Below are 19,754 nucleotides of genomic sequence, written 5' to 3'. Positions count from 1 at the left end.
GCAAGGAAAAGACTGCAACATGGGCGCCATGTTCGCAGTCTTACCCTACTGAACGTTCAGATGCGTGCGAGCCGAAGCCGCCGCCCCTGAATCCTCTACTTATATTTATCGGCTACAGATTGCGCTTGTTGCCAGGCCTCTGCATCCCAATCCAAAACTTTTTTGCAGCCCTAACTTTTCGGCTTTGCTCGTCATCTCGTCGATCGCCCGATTAAAGTCGGCATCGTTTTTGGCAAAGACGGCCAGCCAGGAGTTCGTTTTGACGATGTCGCCGATCCGCGCCGCCGTCGTGTTAATCTCCTCCGGAACGGTCGGAACCAGCTTCATCGCCGGCAGCGAGTACGTGAACGTTTTTTTCGCCTGCAGCATTTCCGTCTGGTTTTTGTAGCCCATCGTTTGCTGCCAATCGAGATCCAGCTTGGAAGGGTTGCGTTGAATCGTGGACGGCCATAAGGCGTAATTTAAAGGCGCGTTCGTGTCCGCATTGACGACGGCACCGGACAAGCCCATCGCGTTCAGCGCATTCGTCGCATCCGCAAGCTTGCCTCCTCCCGGCAATTCTTTGTTGTTCTCGATGATGTCCCAGCCTTGATCCGTCACGTAAGGCTCTCCTTGATCGTTCATATCCCAAATGACGCCTTTCGGACCGTTCATGATCAATTGCAGGCCTTCCGTCGAATACATGTAGTCCAAGTATTTGAGCGCGGCGTCCAGATGCTTTGTCGATGCGCTGATCGCGAACGCCCAGCTGTCTCCGAACGGATTGTCTCCGAACCACGTTCCTTTATAGGAATCGAACGGCACGAATTCAAAGCCCGAGGGCACTTCCGCGTTGACCAGTTCTTTCTGGTTGTTGCTGAACCACGGCCAGAAGGAGAACAGTACACGGCCCTGGTTCATTTTCTCGACGGCCGTATCCCAACGCTGCGTCAGCGAGTCGGGGTCGACAAGGCCCATGCGATTGGCTTGGTTGTAAAATTTCAAGGAACGGATATATTGGCTGTTTTTATCCAATATGCTCATCGTGTCGCCGGTCGCAAGATCCACCTGCATAAACGGAAGCGCACCGCCCAGTTGATCTCCCGTATCGATCCCCATAAAGTTCGAAGGCTGGGAGGCGAGCATCATTTGATTGGAATCCCAGTCCTGCCACAGGGAGAAAGCGTAAACCTTTTGGCCGTCGGCGTTTTTAGGTTCAAGGTCCTGCATCTGCTTCAGAACCGGCAGATAGTCTTCCAATTCCTTGATTTGAGGCATGCCAAGCTTTTTTGTACAGATCCCAGCGAATGACCGGGCCATAGTTGATGTTCGCTCCGACTTCGCTTGGACCGATCTTGTTCGGAAGCGCATAGGCCTTTCCTGAACCATTGCTGACCGCATCCCGATAATACTGCAAGGCAACCGACGCGTTTTTGGAGACGTTCGGCAGCTTGTCGAGATGCTCGTCGAGATTTTCCAGCATGCCGGCTCGCACTGCGTCCTCAACTTGCCGCTTCGTCTTGAAGACGACGATATCGGGCAGCTCCCCGCCGGCCATCAGCGCTTGCAGCTTTTGGTCGCCCTGGTCCCCGGCAGGAAGCAGCTCGAGATTGACGCCAACCTTTTCCCGGAGGATGTCGGCGAACCAGCCCTGCTGCATCCCCGAAGTGTTCGAGGGCATGGAAAACACTTGCAGCGTTACGGTTTCTGCCGGCTTGGCGCCTTGCGAGCCTCCGCTTGCCTGGCTCGAGGCTCCATCGTTTTCGGAAGAAGAATTGCCGCTGCAGCCGCTCAGCGCCGTTCCCAGTATTGTTACAGCGAGCAATGCCGTCTTTCGAGAGGCCCCCCATCTTTTTGCGCATCGACTTGTCTCCCCTTCTGATTGGTTAATAACATATATGGCTATAAAAAGAATCGCCGTCTGCGCGCGCTGCATCCGGTTATCCTTTTACTGCGCCCAGCATAAGTCCCTTCACGAAGTAACGCTGAAGGAAAGGGTACACGAACAAAATCGGCAGAACCACGACGATGGAGATCGTCATGCGAATCGAAGTGGCGGTAAGCAGGCGGGACGGGTCTATGAGCTGTCCTTGCGAGGAGCTTCTGAGCGAAGCCGCCACCGCATTCACCTCGTTCAAATATTGATAGAGCAAAAATTGAAGCGTATACAGCTTGGAGCTGCGAACGAGGAACAGCGTATCCATAAAGCTGTTCCACTGATTGACGCTCGTAAACAGCAGGATCGTTGCCAGGATCGGCGTCGACAACGGTAAAATAATGCGAAAAAAGCGGATTCGATAACCTGCCCCGTCGATTTGCGCCGATTCCTCCAGCGATGGCGGAATTTGCTCGACGTACGTTTTGAACAATACGACAAAAAACGGCGCAACGATGGATGGCAGGACATAAGCCCAAAAGTTGTTTACCATCCCCAGGTTCTTCATCGTGACAAACCATGGAATGATGCCTGCGTTGAAGTACATCGTAATTATGACGAAACGGTACCACGATTTGCGACGCCAATATTCCGGTCGGCTGAACGCATAGCCGAGAAATGCGGTGCCGATCACCGTAAAAGCCGTGCCGATGACGGTCCGCAGGACCGAAATCAATGCCGCGTCCCATAATCCCCGAATGCCGAACACTTCGGTGTAGTTGTTGAAATGAATGCCTTTCGGCAAAAATAAAATTTGTCCCGAAGCAGATAACGTATTGTCGCTAATGGTGTTTATGAAAATGTAGTAAAAAAGGAAATATACAGATTAGAGTGAATATTGCGAATATTAAGTAGTTGATTGTACTGAATGCAACGGATCCGAAACTTCGTTGATTTTCAACCATCCGGCCTTGCCTCCGTCATTAAATTATGGATTCCTTGCGCAGAAGCTTGGACAGGGTGTTCGCCAGAAACAGCAGCGCGATGCTTACCAGCGACTTCAGCATGCTGACGACCGTCGCGTACGAGGTGCTCTGTCCGACCATGCCCTGGTTGTAAACATACAGATCGAGCACTTCGATTTTGTCCTTGTTGAGCGGATTTTGAAATATGAAATATTGTTCCATGCCGTTGTTGACAAAGTTGGCGATCGACAAGAGCAGCAGGACAAAAAAAGGTCGGCATAATCCCAGGCACGGTGACATGCCACATTTTCTGAAATCGCCCCGCTCCATCTACCGTAGCCGCTTCATATTGCTCGTGGTCGATGGAAGCGATCGCTGCGAGGAAGATGATGGCGCCCCAGCCCAGCCCCTTCCACAGCGAGTAGCCGAGCATCGTCAGCCACACGTGGTTGGAGGATGCGAGAAAGTTGATCTCGGATGCGATCAGATGAAGCTTGAGCAGCAAGCGATTCAAGAAGCCGTCGCCCACGGAGAAGATCGACCAGGCGACCGCATACACGAGAATCCAGCTGATGTAGTTCGGCAAAGTCGTCAGCGTCTGCACGACTTTTCTGAACTTGCTTGACTTGATCTCTAGCAAAAAAGATGGCGAACAACGCCGGCAGCGGAGAAGTTACGATCCCGAGCAAGCTCAGGGCAAATGTGTTGCGCAGCACGCGCAGGATCTCGCTTGCCACGACGGGATTATCGAACAGCTCGGCGAAATGCTTGAAGCCGACAAATTCGGACTCGGATAACGGAATCCCGGCGTGAAAATCGTAAAACGCATACATCCAGCCGTAAAGCGGCAGATAAGAAAACAAAAATACGATCGCCAGCAGCGGCAACGATAGCCCGAAAAGGCGCATTCCCGCCGAATTCCACGTCGAACGGTTTTTCAATCCGTCCACTCCCCCCTCTGTCCCCTCGATCTTTTTAAGCGCTTGCATTTCAGAGCGCCCGGCTTAGAGCCTGTCGAATCGTTCGACTGTTTTTTATTATAGGTTTGCGGTCTCGATGCCGAAATAATAAAAACTTCGTTTTTTTTGCACAAACTATTGCTTATCTGGTGCGTATCCATCGATTCATCGATTCATCGGTTCATCGAAAACCACATGGCGTTTCGCCTTCTTAATACATGTCAAAGTTCCAGCCTCCAATGCTAGATTAATATCGATATCTAAGAATGGAGGACCATTTAAATGAAAAAATCGATCTATCGGCAGTTCACCATTGCGGCGCTTGCGCTGATAATGGCATTCTCGAACCTTCCTCTGGCCGCTAAGCCGGCAGCCGCCGCGCAAGCAGGACCACCGATGTTCCAGGATGACTTCGAAGGCACGAATGCTGCGGCTTGGACGATAGGCAGCGGCACCTGGGTCACGGAGGAAGGCAATAACGAACCGTTGTTCTCGGACGACTTCGAAAATGGAAACGCTGCCAAATGGACAAACAACGGCGGCTCCTGGTCTGCGGTTCAGAACGGCACGTCTACCTCGTACGGGCAAAGCGCCGGAGGCGCCTCCGAGTTGATCGCGGGGGACGCTTCATGGACGAATTACGTTTACGAGGCGGACGTCAAGCTCGTAAACGGCGCCGGGGCGATGATGGATTTCCGCTATCAAGACAGCCTGCATTTCTACTATTTGTACATGAGCGAGACCTACATCAGACTCATGAAGCAGAACGGAAGCGATCAAGACTGGATATCAGCCTACGACGGCCCGTCGCTTCAGACGTCGGCAACCGTTCGGATTAAAGTCGAGGCGATCGGCAATCAATTCAAGATATACCGCGACGGAGAGCTTGTTCTCTCGACCGCGGACAACGCTGATCCATACCTATCGGGAAAAATCGGACTCGCCACATGGGCGACCTCGGTGGAATACGATAACGTATCGGTGTTGAATACGACGGCCAACCATGTATTCGTTCAATCCGACGACAACGGCGGCGAAGCCGTCTCGGGAGAACTCTCTTGGTCCAACTATTCCGTTCAGACGCGCCTCGCGCTCTCGTCGCTCAACTCTGACGGTTCGGCGGGCATCCGCCTGCGGCAACAAGATTCCGGCGACGGATACGACATGCGCTATTTATCCGACAGCGACGGCGGCAAGCTGCAGATCTTGAAGCGGATAAACGGAGAAGAGACGATTGTCGCGGAAGCTCCCTTCTCCATGCAAACGGGGCGGTTCTATGTTTGGAAAGGCGTCGCGGCCGGCAAATATCTTGACCTTTACATCGATGGAAATAAATATCTTTCCGTGGCGGATTCGACCTATACCACCGGTAAAATCGCTTTAATGCTCTTGAACGCAACGGCAAGCTACGACAATGTGATCGTTGAGCAAGTGTCCGTTCCGGTCATCTCCGACGGCAATACGACGTTCTACGTCAGCTCCAGCATGGGCGACGACAACAACGATGGATTAAGCGAAGCGACTGCCTGGAGGACACTGGAGAAGGCAAACGAAGCCGAGTTCCATGCCGGAGACAATCTCCTGTTAAAGTCGGGAGATCGTTGGAACGAACCTCTGATCCTGCAAGGCTCGGGCACGGCCGAATATCCGATTAGGGTTAGCGCTTATGGCACGGGAGATAAACCCGTCATCGCCTGGAATGCCCCTCATGGAGGAAGCGTCCTGTCAGGACGCAACCTAAGCAACTGGGTAATTCAAGGATTGGCCTTGCAGATTATTCCCTCCTCGACCCAATCGTGGAGCAATATCACGGCGGGCATTCAACTCTATTACGATAACTCGAACGGTCACGGGAACGTACTTATCGACGGGAATGATGTGTACAGCTCGACCTATGACAGCAACACGAACGGCATCGTCATCTCGGCCTCTGTTCCGGGGACGGACAACAAGGAAGTAGCAAGAGACCTGACGATCTCCAATAACACGGTTCACGATATTGGCTGGTACGCGATAACGACGACAGGCTGGGATACGGAGAAGAACGAAGAATTGCGTTCGCAGCTGATGTACGGCAATGTCAAAGTTTCCGGAAACGAAGTGTACAACACGGCCAGCCAAGGTATCGTCGTGCAGAATGCGCACAACTCGGTCATCGAACGGAACGTCGTACACGACGGAGGACTCGGCACGGATACTTGGGGACCGGGAGGATTATGGTTTATCGCCTCTCGGGATTCGGTCATCAAATTCAATGAAATTTATAACATGAAGGACGCCGATTCCGGATTTGACGGAGCTGGCCTTAACATCGATTGGTATTGCGACAACATCACCGTGCAATACAACTATTCGCACGATAATAAAGGCAACGGCATCACGACCATGAGCAATTACGGAACCAAAATCGTCAACAACAAAGTCAAAGGCAACAAAGCGCAGCAATCGAACGGGAACGGCCAAATTGCCCTCGGCAACTTCACGGGAAGACCGGATCTCTCTTCCGGCCTGCACAACGTAGAAGTCGCGAGCAATACGATTCTCGTGGACGTCGACGGTACTTCGGCGATCAACAGCGCATCCAATCCCTATGGGACTTGGACAGGAATAACGATTCATGACAACAACGTTGTTATCGGACAAGGAATGCCGGATAACGAAGTGTTCAGCATCGCGCCCAATACGAGCATAAGCGCTATTGACGGGAACCGGATATACAGCGATTCTTCCGCATTCCGCTCGATCCTGCACGGGACGGTATATACCGGCTTAGCCTTATGGCAAGCGGGTACGGGATACGATCTGAATAGCCAAGCGCTTCCGCAGGACCAAACCGCTCCTTCTTCCGTCAGCAACGTAGCCGCAGCATCGGACGGATATGTGCAGCTTACTTGGGAGCTCGCGGAGGATCAAGGTTCAGGGATCGCACACTATAATGTTTATAGAAGCGTGACGCCTCAGTTCGAACTGACTTACGCCAACATGGTAGGCGAATCCGCGTCCGCTTCATTCGAGGATCGGGAGGATGTGCAAGTGAACACGACTTATTATTATCGGGTAGAAGCGGAAGACCGGAACGGCAACGTCGGCCTCGCATCGGATACGATCGGCATTACGACCGGGGCGACCGTCCCCGCGCCCGAACAGCCGAAGTTGGTCGACTTCATGGCTCCTCGCGATCAAGATATCGTCAGCTTAGCCAGCTTGATCGCGAAGCCTTACCTGTCGGGCATCCCGAATGTTCGCAGCGTACAATTGTTCGTAGACGATCGACTGGCGCAAGAATCGGACTCGTACCCTTACGCCTTCCTTCTGGAGGGATTAAAGAACGGCAAGCATCGATTGCAGTACAAAGTGCATGATACGAACGGCGGAGTCACCGAATCGGCACCGATCACCATTGACAAGCAAGTCGTCGCCCTCCGAAGTCTCTACGCGACAACGGCTCCGGCCATTGACGGCGATCTATCGGATTGGGATGCCGCGGATTTCCGCATGGATCAACGTTCACAGGTTAAGAACATCGACAGCGCGTTCTCCGATAACTGGACGCCTCAGAAGCTGAAAGCCGCAGGGAATACTCGCTGGGACGATACGAATTTATACGTGGCCGTTTCGGTAACCGAAGATGAGCACCATCTGTCCATTACGAACGCTGCCGATCTGTGGAAAGGCTCCAGCATTCAGATCGCGATCGATCCCGACCGGGGGAGCGCTCCTGGAAGCAAGGGCTATACCGAGTTCGCGTTCGGGCTAACGGACGACGGAAGCGCACTCGCCTATCGCTACCATGCAATCGACGGCAAAGTTGCCGGAGCTTACGCTTCGGGGCAACTCTCGATCGTGCGCAACGAGTCGACCAAACTTACCGACTATGAAATCGCCATCCCTTGGAGCGAGATCATTCCTTCCGGCACTCCGATCGGAGACGGTTCTTCGCTCGGCATCTCCGTGCTGGTCAATTATAGCGACGGTACCCATGTGAATCCGGCTTCCGGCGACGCGCGCAACGGGTGGATCGAATATAATAGCGGAATCGGTGCCGGGAAGGCCCCCCGGATTATTCGGCTATTTATTACTCGGCCACCAGCTTCTTACGGCGCCTGCGATCGGCGGAACCGCGATGCCGGGAGGCAAAGTATCCTTGCTATGGCCCGAGGTCGCCGGCGCAACCGGTTATACGCTGAAATACGGCACGGCCAGCGGCACTTACACCCATACACGCGAACTCGGCAACTCGACAGCCGCCGAGATTGAAGGACTGTCCATCGGAACGACCTATTCCTTCGCGGTCGAGGCTTACGATGCATACGGAGTCAGCGAACTCTCCAATGAGCTGCGCCTTACGCTTCTTGCCGACGACATTACGATTCCGTCCGGAAACCCAGGGAGCACTGACCATTCCGATCCGACGGTTGCCGTCATTCCGGTGTCCACGATCGGAGATACTCCCTTTACGCTCGAAATCGGACAAGCGACGATCATCTTGTCGCCTTCCTTGCTGAAGGCGTGGATCGGACAATCGGATCAGCTGGAAGGAGCGACCATCGAAGTAAGGGCCGTACCCGTCACCGATTCTAAGAAGGCAAGCATCCCCACTTCAGATGGCCGAGCCATGCTCCGGGCCGCAAGTCAAATGATCGATATCAGCGTTAGCCTGCTCACCTCCGAGGGAAAGCAAGCTGCCGTTGAACCCTACAACGGCGGCCTCTCTCTCGCGCTTCCGTACGATACGGATGCGAACGAAGAGCTGCTCGGCATCTATGGGTACGACGAAGTCGCGAAACGGTGGGCATACATCGGCGGCGATATCGATCCGTCGCAGCATCGGATTACCGTCGATACGCCGTATCTCGGTCTATACGCCGTCGTTGCGTACAAGTTGACATTCGAGGACGTCTCCTCGGGTCATTGGGCCGCACGTGCGTTGCAAGCGCTAGCCGCCAAGCATATCGTGAAAGGCGTGACCGATGCGAGATTCAATCCGTCAAGCGCTACGACCCGCGCCGAATTCGTCGCGCTTCTCGTCCGCGCGCTGCATCTGCAAGCAACCCATGCGGATACCGCTTTCACCGATGTACGATCGGATGCCTGGTACGCGGACGCCGTCGCGGCAGCCGTGGAAGCCGGCATCGTGGTAGGCAAGGCTGATCATCGATTCGCCCCGCAAGAGCCGATCACCCGCATGGAGATGGCGGCCATGATCGTACGCGCGATCGGCCTGCCGACGACAAATGACGAGGCCAAGTACGCTGACGTTAACGACATCCCCCCAATGGGCAATTCCATTTGTCGTCGCCGTATCGGAAGCCAAGCTCATGCAAGGCAAGGGAGACAACCGGTTCGCGCCGGGGCACGAAGCCACTCGTGCAGAGGCTGCTCAACTCCTATACAACTTGTTGAACGACAGTCGCAAATAAACAAAACCCTTCTCCAACCATAAGAGGTCGGAGAAGGGTTTTCTATCGATAGAAAGTCGACTATTCTTTGATAACCCCGCAAGCCTTCAGCCAATTCATCGCCATGAACCAATTGCCGGTCGAGTTCATGTGCACCTGATCGACGGTGAGCGTTCTCCTCCGTTGCTCCCGCAGGTATGACGTGAATAATCGATTCTGCGGTACGAGTATCGTCCCGAACTGTAGCGCGACTTCCCTGATCGCTTGATTATAAGGCACTAAACGCTCGTTTTTGCCATCGTCCGGATCCTCCGAGATAATCGTCGTCTCCATCAAGATGAACGATGCCCCCGTCCGTTTCTTCGTTTCCTCCAGCAGTTCGCAATACGTGTCCCGATACTTCGTTAAGCCGACTTCCTTCCATTCGTCGTTAATGCCGATCGATATCGTTAACCAATCGGGCTTCAACGCGATCACGTCCTCTTGCCAGCGTGCATGCAGATCAAGTATCGTTTCCCCGCTTACGCCCCTGTTCTCGATCTGTAAGCAAACCGCCGGATGAGCGATCGAGAGATAATCCCTCGCCATCCGAACATACCCTCCTCCGATCCCGTCGGGATCGTCCTTCCGTCCGCTATCCGTAATGCTGTCTCCGATAAATAAGAGCTTCTGTCCATCCTGAAAGATCATCTGTATATCCTCCTATGTCAAAAGTAAGGGACTATCCGCAGAATCTTGCGCCTGGAATAGTCCCTCGATTAACGAAGCTCGTTGGCGTTCGATTAACGCCCTTCCGCTACGGCTTCTTTATTCGTTTCTTCGATCACCTTCGTGCCGCCTTTAGACAACCAGGCATCCTTGAATTTCGCGAAATCCGCATTGACGTCCTTGGATTCGACAATGAGCTTGATGATTTCTTCGTTAACGTAGTCATTCAACTGATTAGGAATGCTTGGATCCAACGCATCCTCGCTGATATTCAAGTAAGCCAACGGATTAGGTACGGCATAATCGCCCGTGGATTTAGACAAGGCCACGATGTCTTCCTTGTTCGGCGTGCTGTCGGGTAAATAATCCGTGTTCCAAGAAACGAGCGCCTTCAGGCTGAATCCCTTGTCCTTGGACTTCTCTTCATCCGACAGCAAAGGAACGATCTTGTCTCCTTCTTTCTTGTAATGCACGCCTTCGACGCCGTTGAGCATCAGATTCTGGCCTTCATCGGAGAGCAAGTAATCGAGAAGCTCCAGCGCTTTCTTTTGTTTCTCTTCGGAGATGCCGGCATTGATCGAGGTTTCGCACCAGAAGTTATTGAAGCCGTCCATCCGTTGAATGCCCGACTTCCCCTTTAACGTGCCGACCCAGGTGAAAATGGATTTCGGATCCGCATCCGGACTTGCCTTTAAAAATTTATTGTAGATATCGTTGTAGAACGTTGCATTGGCATTGTGAATGATCATGCCGACTTTGCCCGTCACGAATTTCTCGATTTTCTTGTCATCCGTATTCAGCATGAATTCGGGATCGAGGATCTTCTCATTATACATTCCATTCAAGAACGTTACGGCATCCTTCGTTTCATCGGAGATGACTTCCGGCGTCCATTGTCCGTCTTTGTTCTCCCAACGCTCCGTGCTCGTGTCGAACGCGTTAAAGATCGGGTATTGCCACCATACTCCGCCGGAGCTGGACGTATAACCGTAAGTATCCTTCTTGCCGTTGCCGTCCGGATCGTTCTCCGAGAATGCCTTGGCGACGGCGTAAAATTCATCGATCGTCGTCGGCACTTGAAGGTTTAGCTTGTCCAGCCAATCTTTGCGAATCAGGATGTTATGCCCGCTGACCGCATCTTTGCCGCTGCCCGCTTCGTTATAAATCGGCAACGCGTATTGCTTATTTCCCGTCGTCTTGGCCAATATTTCGAAGTTGGCTAACGAATTCTTGATATTAGGATATTGGTCGGCATAATCGGATATCGGAAGCACCATGCCTTCTTTAATCCACTGACGATATTGAACCGGACGGTCGATCCCGTAGGAGACAAAGACGTCGGGCATTTCCCCGGAGGCAATCATGACGTTCAGCTTCTCTTCCCAGTCGTTCCAAGAAGCCGTAATCGGCTTGATTCGAATGTTCAGCTTCTCCTGAAGCTGCTTGTAAATAACCGAATCCGGCGCGTCCGCCCCCCTCGAACATCCAACTGAACACGCTCAGTTCGACCGGCTCCGCCGACTCGCTTGTCTCCGCGCTGCCGCTTGCCGTCGCGGCGCTTGGCGCCGATGAGGCCGCACCGTTGTTGTTGTTGCCGCAACCCGAGAGAACGCTTCCAAGCGCGAATGCAGCCACGACTGCGAATACGAGTTTGTTTCTTCTGTTAAACATGCGTACCAGCTCCCCCTAGTTATAGTTAGATTACGGATTTCCAGTGAAAGATTCAACTCTTGATCGAACCGATCATCACCCCTTTCACGAAGTGCTTCTGGATGAAGGGGTACACGACAATAATCGGAACGACGGATACGATGACGACCGCGTTCTTGATCGTGTCGCCGAGCATGAATTCCTCGCTGACGAAGCTGCCTCCGCGGGTGAGCTCCATATTGTTGTTGATAAGGATATCCCTCAATACCATCGCTAAAGGCCAAATCTCTTTATCGTTCAGGAACAGCATCGGCGTATACCAGTTATTCCATTGTCCTACCGCAATGAACAAGGCGATCGTCGCCAGAGCGGGGACAGACAACGGCAGAATGATTCGAAAAAATATTTTCATATATCCTGCGCCGTCCATCTTCGCCGATTCCTCCAGTTCGATCGGAATGTTCTGGAAGAACGTCTTCAGGACGATCATGTTATAGGTGCTGATCGCGGCGGGGATGATCATTACCGCAAGACTATTCACCAATCCCAGATTCTTGATCAGCAGGTAATAAGGAATCAGTCCTCCGCCGAAAAACATGGTGAAGATGATAAACAAGAAAATCGCCGACCTGCCGGGAAGATCGTGTTTGATCAGCGGATAAGCCGTGATCGCCGTAACGAATAGTTGGTACAAGGTTCCCGCGACCGTCACAAATAAGGAGACAAGAATGGATCTCATGATCGTATCCTTGGAAAATACGAATTCGTAAGCCTCGAAAGATATTCTCCTAGGGAACAAATGCAAGGTGGATCGAATCGATTCCTCGTAAGGCATGACCGAGCCTACCAGCACGTGCCAGAAGGGATACAGCGTAATCAGCGCCATGAATACGAGAAACAGGACGTTCAGAGAATCGAATATTTTCCCGGATAGACTTGTCGACTTTACGATGGTTGCTCACCGCCTTTAATAAATTCCTTGTCCGCTCATTTTCTTGGAGGCGCTATTTACGACGATAAGCAGGACGAAATTGATGACATTCAGAAACAGACCGATTGCCGTTGCCATGCTGTATTTCCCTTGGGTTAATCCGATCCGGTACACGTAAGTGTCGATGACATCGCCGCTTTCGTATACCATCGTGTTATACAGGTTGAATACTTGGTCGAACCCGCCGGTCATCATACTTCCGAAGTTCAATATAAGAAGAATAGAGATAATAGGAAGCAAGCTCGGCAGCGTAATATGAACGATTTGTTTGAACCGGTTCGCCCCGTCCACGGTAGCCGCTTCGTACAGATCCTGATTAACGCCCGATAAAGCGGCCAAAAAAAATGATCGTGCCCCAGCCGATTTCTTTCCATATGCCGGAGAGGACGAGAAGGGGACGGAACATGCCGTTGCTCGTCAGGAAGTTGACGCTGTCTCCTCCGAAAGCCGCAATGACTTTATTAACCAGCCCTTCATTGGAGAGCAGCGAGAAAATAATGCCCGAGATGGTAACCCAGGAGATGAAGTGCGGCAAGTAGACGATCGTTTGGATCGAACGTTTGAACCATTTAAGGCGCACCTCATTTAATAAGATGGCTAGGAGGATCGGAGCCGGAAATCCGAATACGAGTCGCAGCAGGTTGATCTCGATCGTATTGCGGAACACTTGCCAGAACTTATCGGTCTTGAACAACTGCTCGAAATGATCGAACCCGACCCACGGGCTTCCCAGAATCCCTTTCGTGATCCAGAAATCTTTGAACGCGATCGACGCGCCGTACATCGGAATGTAGTTAAATACGAATAAGAACACGATTGCCGGCAGCAGCATGACGTATAGCATTTTGTATTTCATCATTCGCTTCGTCATGTCGGCGGTCACCTGCCTTCTTCGGCGAATCCGGTATTATCGCGCAAAGTAACGCTTCGGCTCGTATTCGGTTCGATGTAGATATGACTCTCCATCGTCGGAATGATCGATAGCCTTCGGTTATTCTCGATGTAGACGTCGTTGCAATGACTGGCCATCAGACTGCCACGATAATATTCGCGGTTCGAGACGCAATTCTCATCTCCGTCTTGCGCCGTCTTCAACGGCCCGGCATTCGGGTTCAACAACGCATTATTCCGAAGGAATACGCGCTCGCAGGAAGACACGTAAATCGCTTGCTGCGGACAGTTCACGATCGTGTTGTTCTCGATCCGGATATCCTGGAAGATCGGATAGTCCGTTCTGCCTTGGTCCAGATACACCCCCATATAGATGACGGCCATGTTCCAATGGTTCACGTCGCTGCTCTCGATCCAATTATCGCGAATCACTAAATTGCGTACGCCGAAACCTTCCGCCCAGCGCTCTTCCGCGCCGCATTCGATTTGTATAGCGGACCCCTGATTCCTATAGAAGCGGTTATTTTCCACTAGACCCTCGCCGGCATGGAGCAGGATGCCTCTGGCCCGATTCTGATGGAAGAAATTATGGCGCACGACGTAGTGTCCGGAATCGTATCTTCGATTAAAAAAGAATGGATCGGTCGTTAAGCTCGGCGGGAAGCTCGCTTGCGAATTCAAGCTCGCATTGCTCTCGCCCTTCGTCCCAGCTTACGGCGGCAACATTCGCCGCAATTCCGGCCGGCGATAAATCCGCATGGCGGAACTCGACTAGATCCCCCGGGCAGAACGGATTGCGCCACCTTTGCACGCGGCTTAACCTTATCGTCTTGTCATCGATTCTCCGGAACCCTTGAACGGAATTGTCATGAATGTTCAAGCAATCGTCGCCGTTGTAGCTGAAATCGCAACGATCGATGATAAAATAGCCTTGCGAATTGCTAATGTGGCATCCGTCTGCCGTTGCGGTAATGCAACGGGTCGTTCCGGGTCGCTTCACGATCCTGCATCGCTCCAGCTTCCAATGATGCTGGTCCCCTGTCGATATGAACGCATGGCCCGGAGCGGAATATATCGTCACGTTCGATAGGGTCAAGTGCGCGTTGCCGTGCAGCTCTATCGCATTCGCGTCGTATACGTAGTGACGCACAATATAGGCTTGATCTTGCTTCAGGAAGCGGTACGATTCGGGCCTCGGGAGCTCGACGCGCACGACGTTGCCTCCCATGGCGCACGCCTTGCCCAGATGGATCCCGTTGAACTCGTGCCCCAGCTCGCAGCCCGGCGTGAGCGTAGCCGGGTTCATAGGGTTAAATGTTCGAAGAGGGAACTCCTCGGGAACCGTATCGTATTCGGGAAAGACAAGGTCAAAAGACGTCCCGTCTTCGGCAACTCCCCGTACGAGCCCAATGCTTGCGAGCTGCTTAACCTCCCAATCCCAGTCGACTGCAAAATGGCGGAATTCGACCCGCTCGCAGTTCCGAATATCGACAAACGCCTTCAGTGTAGAAAAGATAAATTCGGAGTCCCCTCCATCGAAGCGAAAATCGCTTAGGCCATCGAAAGTCGGATGATTTCCATCGCGGAAATAGTACACCCCTTTAGGCACGGTTAGTTCCGAGATTCCTTCGCTCTTGCAATACTCGATTGCACGCTGGAACGCCGCTCCGTTGCAACGCTTCCCCTCGGCTCTAGCCCCGAATTCCGTCACGCTGACTTTCTTGTATTCCTTCCAGGAAGGACTCGTAATTTCGATGTCCATGCGATCTCTCCTTCTATAACGCCGCGTTAACCTAATGGCTACTATTATTGTGCCACAGCGCGTTTCGGGGTCACATGTGCTCAGTTCGGAAGAATGATTGTCGTTTGTTACGATGTTGGATCGCAAGCAAAAACGCCTCGCGCGCGGCGAGGCGTCTCCCGATCTGTGCTAAAGCTCGATCACCTGAACGTTATCGAACAAGACGGTTGCTTGATAGGTTTCCAATCCGATCTGTCCTTTGGTGTATATATATTGGAACCGCTTACACAAATCGTGCCATACACTCCTTTCATTTTCGATGTGTTAATCCGCTTTTGCCGCATGTCGTAACTTGCGTTGTTTGTAATCGACAGGAGACTGTCCGACATGCTTCTTGAACAATTTGCTGAAGTGGGCATAATCGTCGTAACCGACCATCCGCGCCACTTCATAGAGCGAGATGTCTTTCTCTAGTAAAGCAATGGCCGCGTCCAGCCTTTTTTTGAATCAAATAATTAATAAAACTTAATCCTTTCTCCTGCTTAAACAGATGGCTTAAATAATTCGGACTGATAAAGTATTTCTGCGCCAGATCCCTCAGGGAGATGCGATGCGCATAAAGGCGGTCCAATTCTCTCGTAATCTCCTCGACGATGAGCTGCGCATTCGAATCGTCCGGCTTCTTCTTTTGCTCCGCGATCATCATCGCGATATCTTCCAGCAAATCATGCGGATTCCCGTAATTCAGAACGAGGTCTTGCGCCGTATTAGCATCCATGGCATCAACATCGCGCGAAGACAAGTTCGCAATCGCCGAGACGAAGAGATTATAGAGCTCGGCAAGCCCGCTGAGATGAACGCGTCCCGCATCGATCCCTCTATGGACGTCGATTAATGCCGCCTCCAAATGCTCCAACCTCGATGCCTTGCCAATCCGCTCTCTCAGCGCCGGCACGTCGGCATTTACTTGGACGCGATAACGGTATAGGCCGATTTTGTTATTCAATGCCGACGTATCGGCCATCATATTCGATTGATGATACAATCGGCCAGCCCTTCCGGTCGAATCGCTCCATGAACTTAATCCGACATCCCATCCGAGCTCTTTAAAGACGCGCACGATATCCTTGTATATGCTTGTATAAACGTTTGGAGTAACCTTCGGAACGCCTACTAAATAACTCCATTTGCATGGACTGAATCGCCCGCTCCAGTAGGAGAAACCGTAATTTCGAAGCATGGAATGAAAGGGATTAAGCGCTTCGTCCCCTATTGCGGAACTGCTTTTTACAGTCGCGAAAATAAAGCGAGAATGCTCTTTAAACGGCAATCCGAATGGCTCGAACGTGTCGACCATCCGCTGAATCGTCGAATCCCTTTCGATTGCTTCCAGGAACTTCATCGTCTGATCCGCGACCCTTCGGGCATTCCGTTCTTTATCCTTCTCTGCCAGCCGCAGCTGACATCTGTCCAACGTCATCTGAAGCTCTTCGACGTTAACCGGCTTGAGCAAATAGTGAAAACAGCCCTTCTCGAGCGCTTGCTTCGCATAAGAAAACTCGCTATAGGCGCTCATGAACACAACTAACGTGTCGGGAGATACCCGGTTTACGAACGCCAAGAGATCAAGCCCGCTCTTACCCGGCATTCGGATATCGCTGATCAAGACGTCTATGCGTTGGCGTTTTATCAGACTCTCGGCCGCATTTGCGTCATTAACCTTCGCGACGATACGGAACCCGGATTCGTCCCAATCGATAATTCTTTCCATGTCTTTCAATATCCAAGGTTCGTCGTCTACAAGTAAAACGTTATGCATGACTGTCATCCTCCCCGATGCTGAGCGGAACTTTAATCGTCACGACGGTCCCTCTGTCTTGCCAACTCTTTATCGCTAAACCGTATGTCTCGCCGTAATAGATTTGGATTCTTTTATGAATATTGACTAAGCCGATTCCTTGCCCCAGATTGCCGCTCTCGGACGTCGAAGTCGATTCGCCGGCAAGCGTGGCATTCAAACTCGCCAGCTTCTCCTCGTTCATTCCCAATCCGTTATCCATTACTTTGATCAGAATTTCGTCATCCGCATCCGTCCTATTGGCGTGAATCTTAATCATCCAACGCCCGCTTTTTCCCTCAAGACCATGGAATAACGAGTTCTCTACAAGAGGTTGCAAAATCAGCTTCACGATGTATTGACGCTTGAGCGCGGGATCCATGGATATTTTGAATTGCAGCCGTTCTCCGAACCTGATTTTCTGAATGGCGACGTACGTATCCAGATGCTCCAGCTCTTTGAACAGAAGTACATATTCGTCGGTACGGGTAATGTATCGGAAATAAGAAACGAGATTGTCGATTGCCGCGGCCACTTCTCTTTTGGCATTGGACAAAGACATTCCCCGAATCGAATGAAGGACGTTATATAAAAAATGAGCATTGATCTGGCTCTGCAGGCCATTTAGTTGATAGCGTTGCTTGTCCATCTCCGTCTCGTGAAGCTGCTGCTGCGACTGCAGTAAATGCTCCGTCAGCTTCTTGATCTGATCCAGCATGTTATTGTAGTGGTCTTGGATGACGGTGATCTCGTTCTTATAACCGAATCTCAACTTGGCGTCGAAGTCGCCGCTTGCCGCGCTATCGAACGCATCCGCCATTTTGGTAATCGGATGCGTCAATCGGAAATTAAACGATACGACGACAAGAATTACGATAAAGATCATTAAGACTATCGCCGCGATTAAGGTATAGGGGATAACCGTCGCTCTTTCAACGAGCTTATCCGTATTGATCAGGGCAATGAACTTCCAGCCTAAACTCTGGATTGGAATCGATCTATACAAGTATTTCGTTTGATCGATTCGGATATTGGAAACTTTCTCGTCCATTATTAACGCGGAGAGAGCTTGGATCTTCGAATATTCAAGCTGGTTCGTCGAGGAACCGATCAAATCGCCGTTCTCATTCACGATGTAAAGATACGCTTTATCGTTCCAATTCCCCGTTTGCAGAATTTGACGTATCCATTCGATATCAAGCTGCATGACCCCGATGTATAGACCTTGCAAATAACTGTTCTGCTGGACGGATTTGATTTGCCTGAAGGCGAGCAGCCCCTTCTCGTCTTTTATCGTTTCGAGCGGCGGAGAGATTTGGATCTGGGACTTTACCAGATTGGATTGCTGCTTCATCCGAATATAATCCAGCATCTCACCCGTCATGAGCTGCCCCGTAGAGACGATTCGAAAATCTTCGGAGTTGATCATACCGACGCCCTTGATCGTCGGGTCCAATGACATGTACGCGTTCAAGTTTCTAAGCAGCGCATCGGATTCCTGCCACGACAGGTTCTCCAGCATGATTTGCTGCACGTTTCGATTATAGAAGATGGACTTGGACAGCAGATCCATCCGGCCAAAATACTCGTCAAATCGATTGTTGGTTTGAATGACGAACCGATCGATTCCGTCGAGCGCATTCTGTTTCATCATGTGGATGTACGAAAAATAACCCACCGATCCTAACAGGATAATGGGCAATACGGCAATGCAAATATTCGTCACGATCATACGGTAACTCAATCTATATTTCTGGGTGTAGGAGATGATCTGCCTGAACACGAGTGCTTCCGCCTATCGCTCATGAGGTATGAACCGAACCATTTATCGCCTCCATCCTATCATATTTATGTTAGATCTCCCATGTATAATTTAGCTGAGAACGCTTGTGGTTTTGTGTGGAAGTCCTTTGACCATGTGGGTTATCGGTACTTTTTCACATTTCATCTCTTCCATTTTGTGGATGTTGATTATAGAGCCAAGTTAGCAAGAAATGTTAGCGAAGCTGCTCCGCAAACGAAAAAAGATTCCAGCCGCTTGAGCTGAAATCCCTTGATATTCTTGATGTTAGTGGTGCCGAGGACGGGGGTCGAACCCGTACGATGGTCACCCATCGCAGGATTTTAAGTCCTGTGCGTCTGCCAATTCCGCCACCCCGGCATGGATGGATGCGGGAGCTTGACCGTTCCTCGCTGTGGTGGGCCCTGAGGGACTCGAACCCCCGACCAATCGGTTATGAGCCGACAGCTCTAACCACTGAGCTAAGGGCCCTCGTCATGATCCTACGAGGAAACTAAAATTGGTTGCGGGGGCAGGATTTGAACCTGCGGCCTTCGGGTTATGAGCCCGACGAGCTACCGGGCTGCTCCACCCCGCGTCGTAAATCGATCAAGTGTCCCTCAATGGCGACAAGAATTAATATACCGCATAGGCCGGCAATCCGTCAAGAAAAATTCGTTATTCATTATTATTTTTTTCCGGATTTCCATTGGTCCCGTTCTCAGACGCTGCGCCTGCTTCTTTCTCGGCCATCTCAGCCAGCTTCTGCAGCAAAATATGCTGCGGCATATGCATCAGATGCTCCAACGGCACCTTCAAATGCGCGGCCAGCTTCTGCGCGGTATCCGCGGACAGCGGCATTCTCCTCATTGCTTTCCCTCCTATCGAAACTGTCGTGCCGACACGGCGATTCCGTCGACATCCCCATCGACGATACCACAGCAACAGGACCCGCCGCAACCGTCGGCTGCAGCAGGT

General features: G+C 51.7%; 18 protein-coding genes, 3 tRNA genes and 2 pseudogenes. 3 read left to right on the top strand and 20 right to left on the bottom strand.

Annotated elements, in window-relative coordinates; genetic code table 11:
• Positions 1 to 105 precede the first annotated feature (105 nt).
• The 5 genes and pseudogenes from OMP40_RS25090 to OMP40_RS25070 form a co-directional block, all read right to left on the bottom strand.
• Positions 106 to 1,257, bottom strand: coding sequence for an extracellular solute-binding protein (locus OMP40_RS25090; protein ID WP_277535487.1), 1,152 nt, complete (start codon positions 1,255 to 1,257; stop codon positions 106 to 108).
• Positions 1,196 to 1,804 (bottom strand): type 2 periplasmic-binding domain-containing protein, encoded by a 609-nt coding sequence (locus OMP40_RS25085; RefSeq protein ID WP_277535482.1) that lies wholly within the window; start codon positions 1,802 to 1,804, stop codon positions 1,196 to 1,198. Before OMP40_RS25085 ends, OMP40_RS25090 begins: the two co-directional genes overlap by 62 nt.
• A gap of 115 nt (positions 1,805 to 1,919) precedes the next feature.
• On the bottom strand, positions 1,920 to 2,660 hold the full coding sequence (locus OMP40_RS25080) for a carbohydrate ABC transporter permease (protein ID WP_277535479.1): 741 nt from the start codon (positions 2,658 to 2,660) through the stop codon (positions 1,920 to 1,922).
• A 178-nt stretch (positions 2,661 to 2,838) separates the two neighbouring features.
• Complete coding sequence (locus OMP40_RS25075; RefSeq protein ID WP_277538211.1) at positions 2,839 to 3,120, bottom strand: hypothetical protein; 282 nt, start codon at positions 3,118 to 3,120, stop codon at positions 2,839 to 2,841.
• A 10-nt stretch (positions 3,121 to 3,130) separates the two neighbouring features.
• Positions 3,131 to 3,424 (bottom strand): annotated as a pseudogene (locus tag OMP40_RS25070) (ABC transporter permease subunit); the annotation flags it as partial.
• A gap of 13 nt (positions 3,425 to 3,437) precedes the next feature.
• On the opposite strand from OMP40_RS25070, the gene OMP40_RS25065 reads away from it, so the two are divergent.
• The 3 genes from OMP40_RS25065 (at position 3,438) to OMP40_RS43180 (ending at position 9,222) form a co-directional block, all read left to right on the top strand.
• The gene (locus OMP40_RS25065; RefSeq protein WP_277535477.1) at positions 3,438 to 3,617 is read left to right on the top strand and encodes a hypothetical protein; all 180 of its coding nucleotides are present in this window, start codon (positions 3,438 to 3,440) and stop codon (positions 3,615 to 3,617) included.
• Positions 3,618 to 4,061: 444 nt separating this feature from the next.
• A complete protein-coding gene (locus tag OMP40_RS25060; RefSeq protein WP_277535475.1) occupies positions 4,062 to 8,036 on the top strand; it encodes a right-handed parallel beta-helix repeat-containing protein in 3,975 nt (1,324 codons plus the stop codon).
• A complete protein-coding gene (locus OMP40_RS43180; RefSeq protein WP_277535473.1) occupies positions 7,924 to 9,222 on the top strand; it encodes an S-layer homology domain-containing protein in 1,299 nt (432 codons plus the stop codon). The genes OMP40_RS25060 and OMP40_RS43180 overlap by 113 nt, the downstream gene beginning before the upstream one ends.
• Positions 9,223 to 9,259: 37 nt before the next feature.
• Here the strand turns inward: OMP40_RS43180 and OMP40_RS25050 are convergent, their stop codons facing one another.
• The 15 genes and pseudogenes from OMP40_RS25050 to OMP40_RS24990 all read right to left on the bottom strand — a co-directional run bounded on the left by OMP40_RS25050 (position 9,260) and on the right by OMP40_RS24990 (position 19,646).
• The gene (locus OMP40_RS25050) at positions 9,260 to 9,868 is read right to left on the bottom strand and encodes an SGNH/GDSL hydrolase family protein (RefSeq protein WP_277535472.1); all 609 of its coding nucleotides are present in this window, start codon (positions 9,866 to 9,868) and stop codon (positions 9,260 to 9,262) included.
• Between the two features lie 92 nt (positions 9,869 to 9,960).
• Positions 9,961 to 11,337: an extracellular solute-binding protein gene (locus OMP40_RS25045; RefSeq protein ID WP_277538020.1), complete on the bottom strand. Its 1,377-nt coding sequence runs from the start codon at positions 11,335 to 11,337 to the stop codon at positions 9,961 to 9,963.
• A 272-nt stretch (positions 11,338 to 11,609) separates the two neighbouring features.
• The gene (locus OMP40_RS25040; RefSeq protein ID WP_277535470.1) at positions 11,610 to 12,275 is read right to left on the bottom strand and encodes a carbohydrate ABC transporter permease; all 666 of its coding nucleotides are present in this window, start codon (positions 12,273 to 12,275) and stop codon (positions 11,610 to 11,612) included.
• Between the two features lie 228 nt (positions 12,276 to 12,503).
• On the bottom strand, positions 12,504 to 12,866 hold the full coding sequence (locus OMP40_RS25035; RefSeq protein WP_277535468.1) for an ABC transporter permease subunit: 363 nt from the start codon (positions 12,864 to 12,866) through the stop codon (positions 12,504 to 12,506).
• The gene (locus OMP40_RS25030) at positions 12,844 to 13,398 is read right to left on the bottom strand and encodes a hypothetical protein (RefSeq protein WP_277535466.1); all 555 of its coding nucleotides are present in this window, start codon (positions 13,396 to 13,398) and stop codon (positions 12,844 to 12,846) included. Before OMP40_RS25030 ends, OMP40_RS25035 begins: the two co-directional genes overlap by 23 nt.
• Before the next feature lie 8 nt (positions 13,399 to 13,406).
• Positions 13,407 to 14,099: a right-handed parallel beta-helix repeat-containing protein gene (locus tag OMP40_RS25025; RefSeq protein WP_277535465.1), complete on the bottom strand. Its 693-nt coding sequence runs from the start codon at positions 14,097 to 14,099 to the stop codon at positions 13,407 to 13,409.
• Entirely contained in the window at positions 14,044 to 14,724 is a 681-nt protein-coding gene (locus tag OMP40_RS25020) for a right-handed parallel beta-helix repeat-containing protein (RefSeq protein WP_277535463.1), read from the bottom strand. The genes OMP40_RS25025 and OMP40_RS25020 overlap by 56 nt, the downstream gene beginning before the upstream one ends.
• Before the next feature lie 759 nt (positions 14,725 to 15,483).
• A complete protein-coding gene (locus OMP40_RS42250) occupies positions 15,484 to 15,606 on the bottom strand; it encodes an AraC family transcriptional regulator (protein ID WP_420872038.1) in 123 nt (40 codons plus the stop codon).
• 1 nt (position 15,607) lies between these two features.
• Positions 15,608 to 16,561 carry an AraC family transcriptional regulator gene (locus OMP40_RS25015; RefSeq protein WP_277535462.1) on the bottom strand — a complete coding sequence of 318 codons (954 nt, stop codon included), beginning with the start codon at positions 16,559 to 16,561 and terminating at the stop codon, positions 15,608 to 15,610.
• An 84-nt stretch (positions 16,562 to 16,645) separates the two neighbouring features.
• Positions 16,646 to 16,978: pseudogene (locus tag OMP40_RS42245) on the bottom strand (response regulator); the annotation flags it as partial.
• Entirely contained in the window at positions 16,971 to 18,779 is a 1,809-nt protein-coding gene (locus OMP40_RS25010) for a sensor histidine kinase (protein ID WP_277535461.1), read from the bottom strand. The gene OMP40_RS25010 and the pseudogene OMP40_RS42245, both read right to left, overlap by 8 nt.
• Positions 18,780 to 19,068: 289 nt before the next feature.
• Positions 19,069 to 19,157, bottom strand: a tRNA-Leu gene (locus OMP40_RS25005).
• A 35-nt stretch (positions 19,158 to 19,192) separates the two neighbouring features.
• Positions 19,193 to 19,268 (bottom strand) — tRNA-Ile (locus tag OMP40_RS25000).
• Between the two features lie 29 nt (positions 19,269 to 19,297).
• Positions 19,298 to 19,374: transfer RNA gene (locus OMP40_RS24995), tRNA-Met, on the bottom strand.
• 80 nt (positions 19,375 to 19,454) lie between these two features.
• Complete coding sequence (locus OMP40_RS24990; protein ID WP_277535459.1) at positions 19,455 to 19,646, bottom strand: YycC family protein; 192 nt, start codon at positions 19,644 to 19,646, stop codon at positions 19,455 to 19,457.
• Positions 19,647 to 19,754: the final 108 nt, after the last annotated feature.

The sequence above is a fragment of the Cohnella rhizosphaerae genome, from assembly GCF_029525575.1.
In the GTDB taxonomy this organism is placed as follows: domain Bacteria; phylum Bacillota; class Bacilli; order Paenibacillales; family Paenibacillaceae; genus Cohnella; species Cohnella rhizosphaerae.
This window is presented reverse-complemented; position numbering and strand designations above follow the sequence as displayed.

Excerpts from the sequence above, each read along its gene's own strand:
- OMP40_RS25090 (WP_277535487.1), bottom strand. The coding sequence starts at position 1,257 with ATGCCTCAAATCAAGGAATTGGAAGACTATCTGCCGGTTCTGAAGCAG.
- OMP40_RS25075 (WP_277538211.1), bottom strand. The coding sequence starts at position 3,120 with ATGTCACCGTGCCTGGGATTATGCCGACCTTTTTTTGTCCTGCTGCTC.
- OMP40_RS25060 (WP_277535475.1), top strand. The coding sequence starts at position 4,062 with ATGAAAAAATCGATCTATCGGCAGTTCACCATTGCGGCGCTTGCGCTG.
- OMP40_RS25050 (WP_277535472.1), bottom strand. The coding sequence starts at position 9,868 with ATGATCTTTCAGGATGGACAGAAGCTCTTATTTATCGGAGACAGCATT.
- OMP40_RS25040 (WP_277535470.1), bottom strand. The coding sequence starts at position 12,275 with ATGAGATCCATTCTTGTCTCCTTATTTGTGACGGTCGCGGGAACCTTG.
- OMP40_RS25030 (WP_277535466.1), bottom strand. The coding sequence starts at position 13,398 with ATGACGAAGCGAATGATGAAATACAAAATGCTATACGTCATGCTGCTG.
- OMP40_RS25020 (WP_277535463.1), bottom strand. The coding sequence starts at position 14,724 with ATGAACCCGGCTACGCTCACGCCGGGCTGCGAGCTGGGGCACGAGTTC.
- OMP40_RS25015 (WP_277535462.1), bottom strand. The coding sequence starts at position 16,561 with ATGAAGTTCCTGGAAGCAATCGAAAGGGATTCGACGATTCAGCGGATG.
- OMP40_RS24990 (WP_277535459.1), bottom strand. The coding sequence starts at position 19,646 with ATGAGGAGAATGCCGCTGTCCGCGGATACCGCGCAGAAGCTGGCCGCG.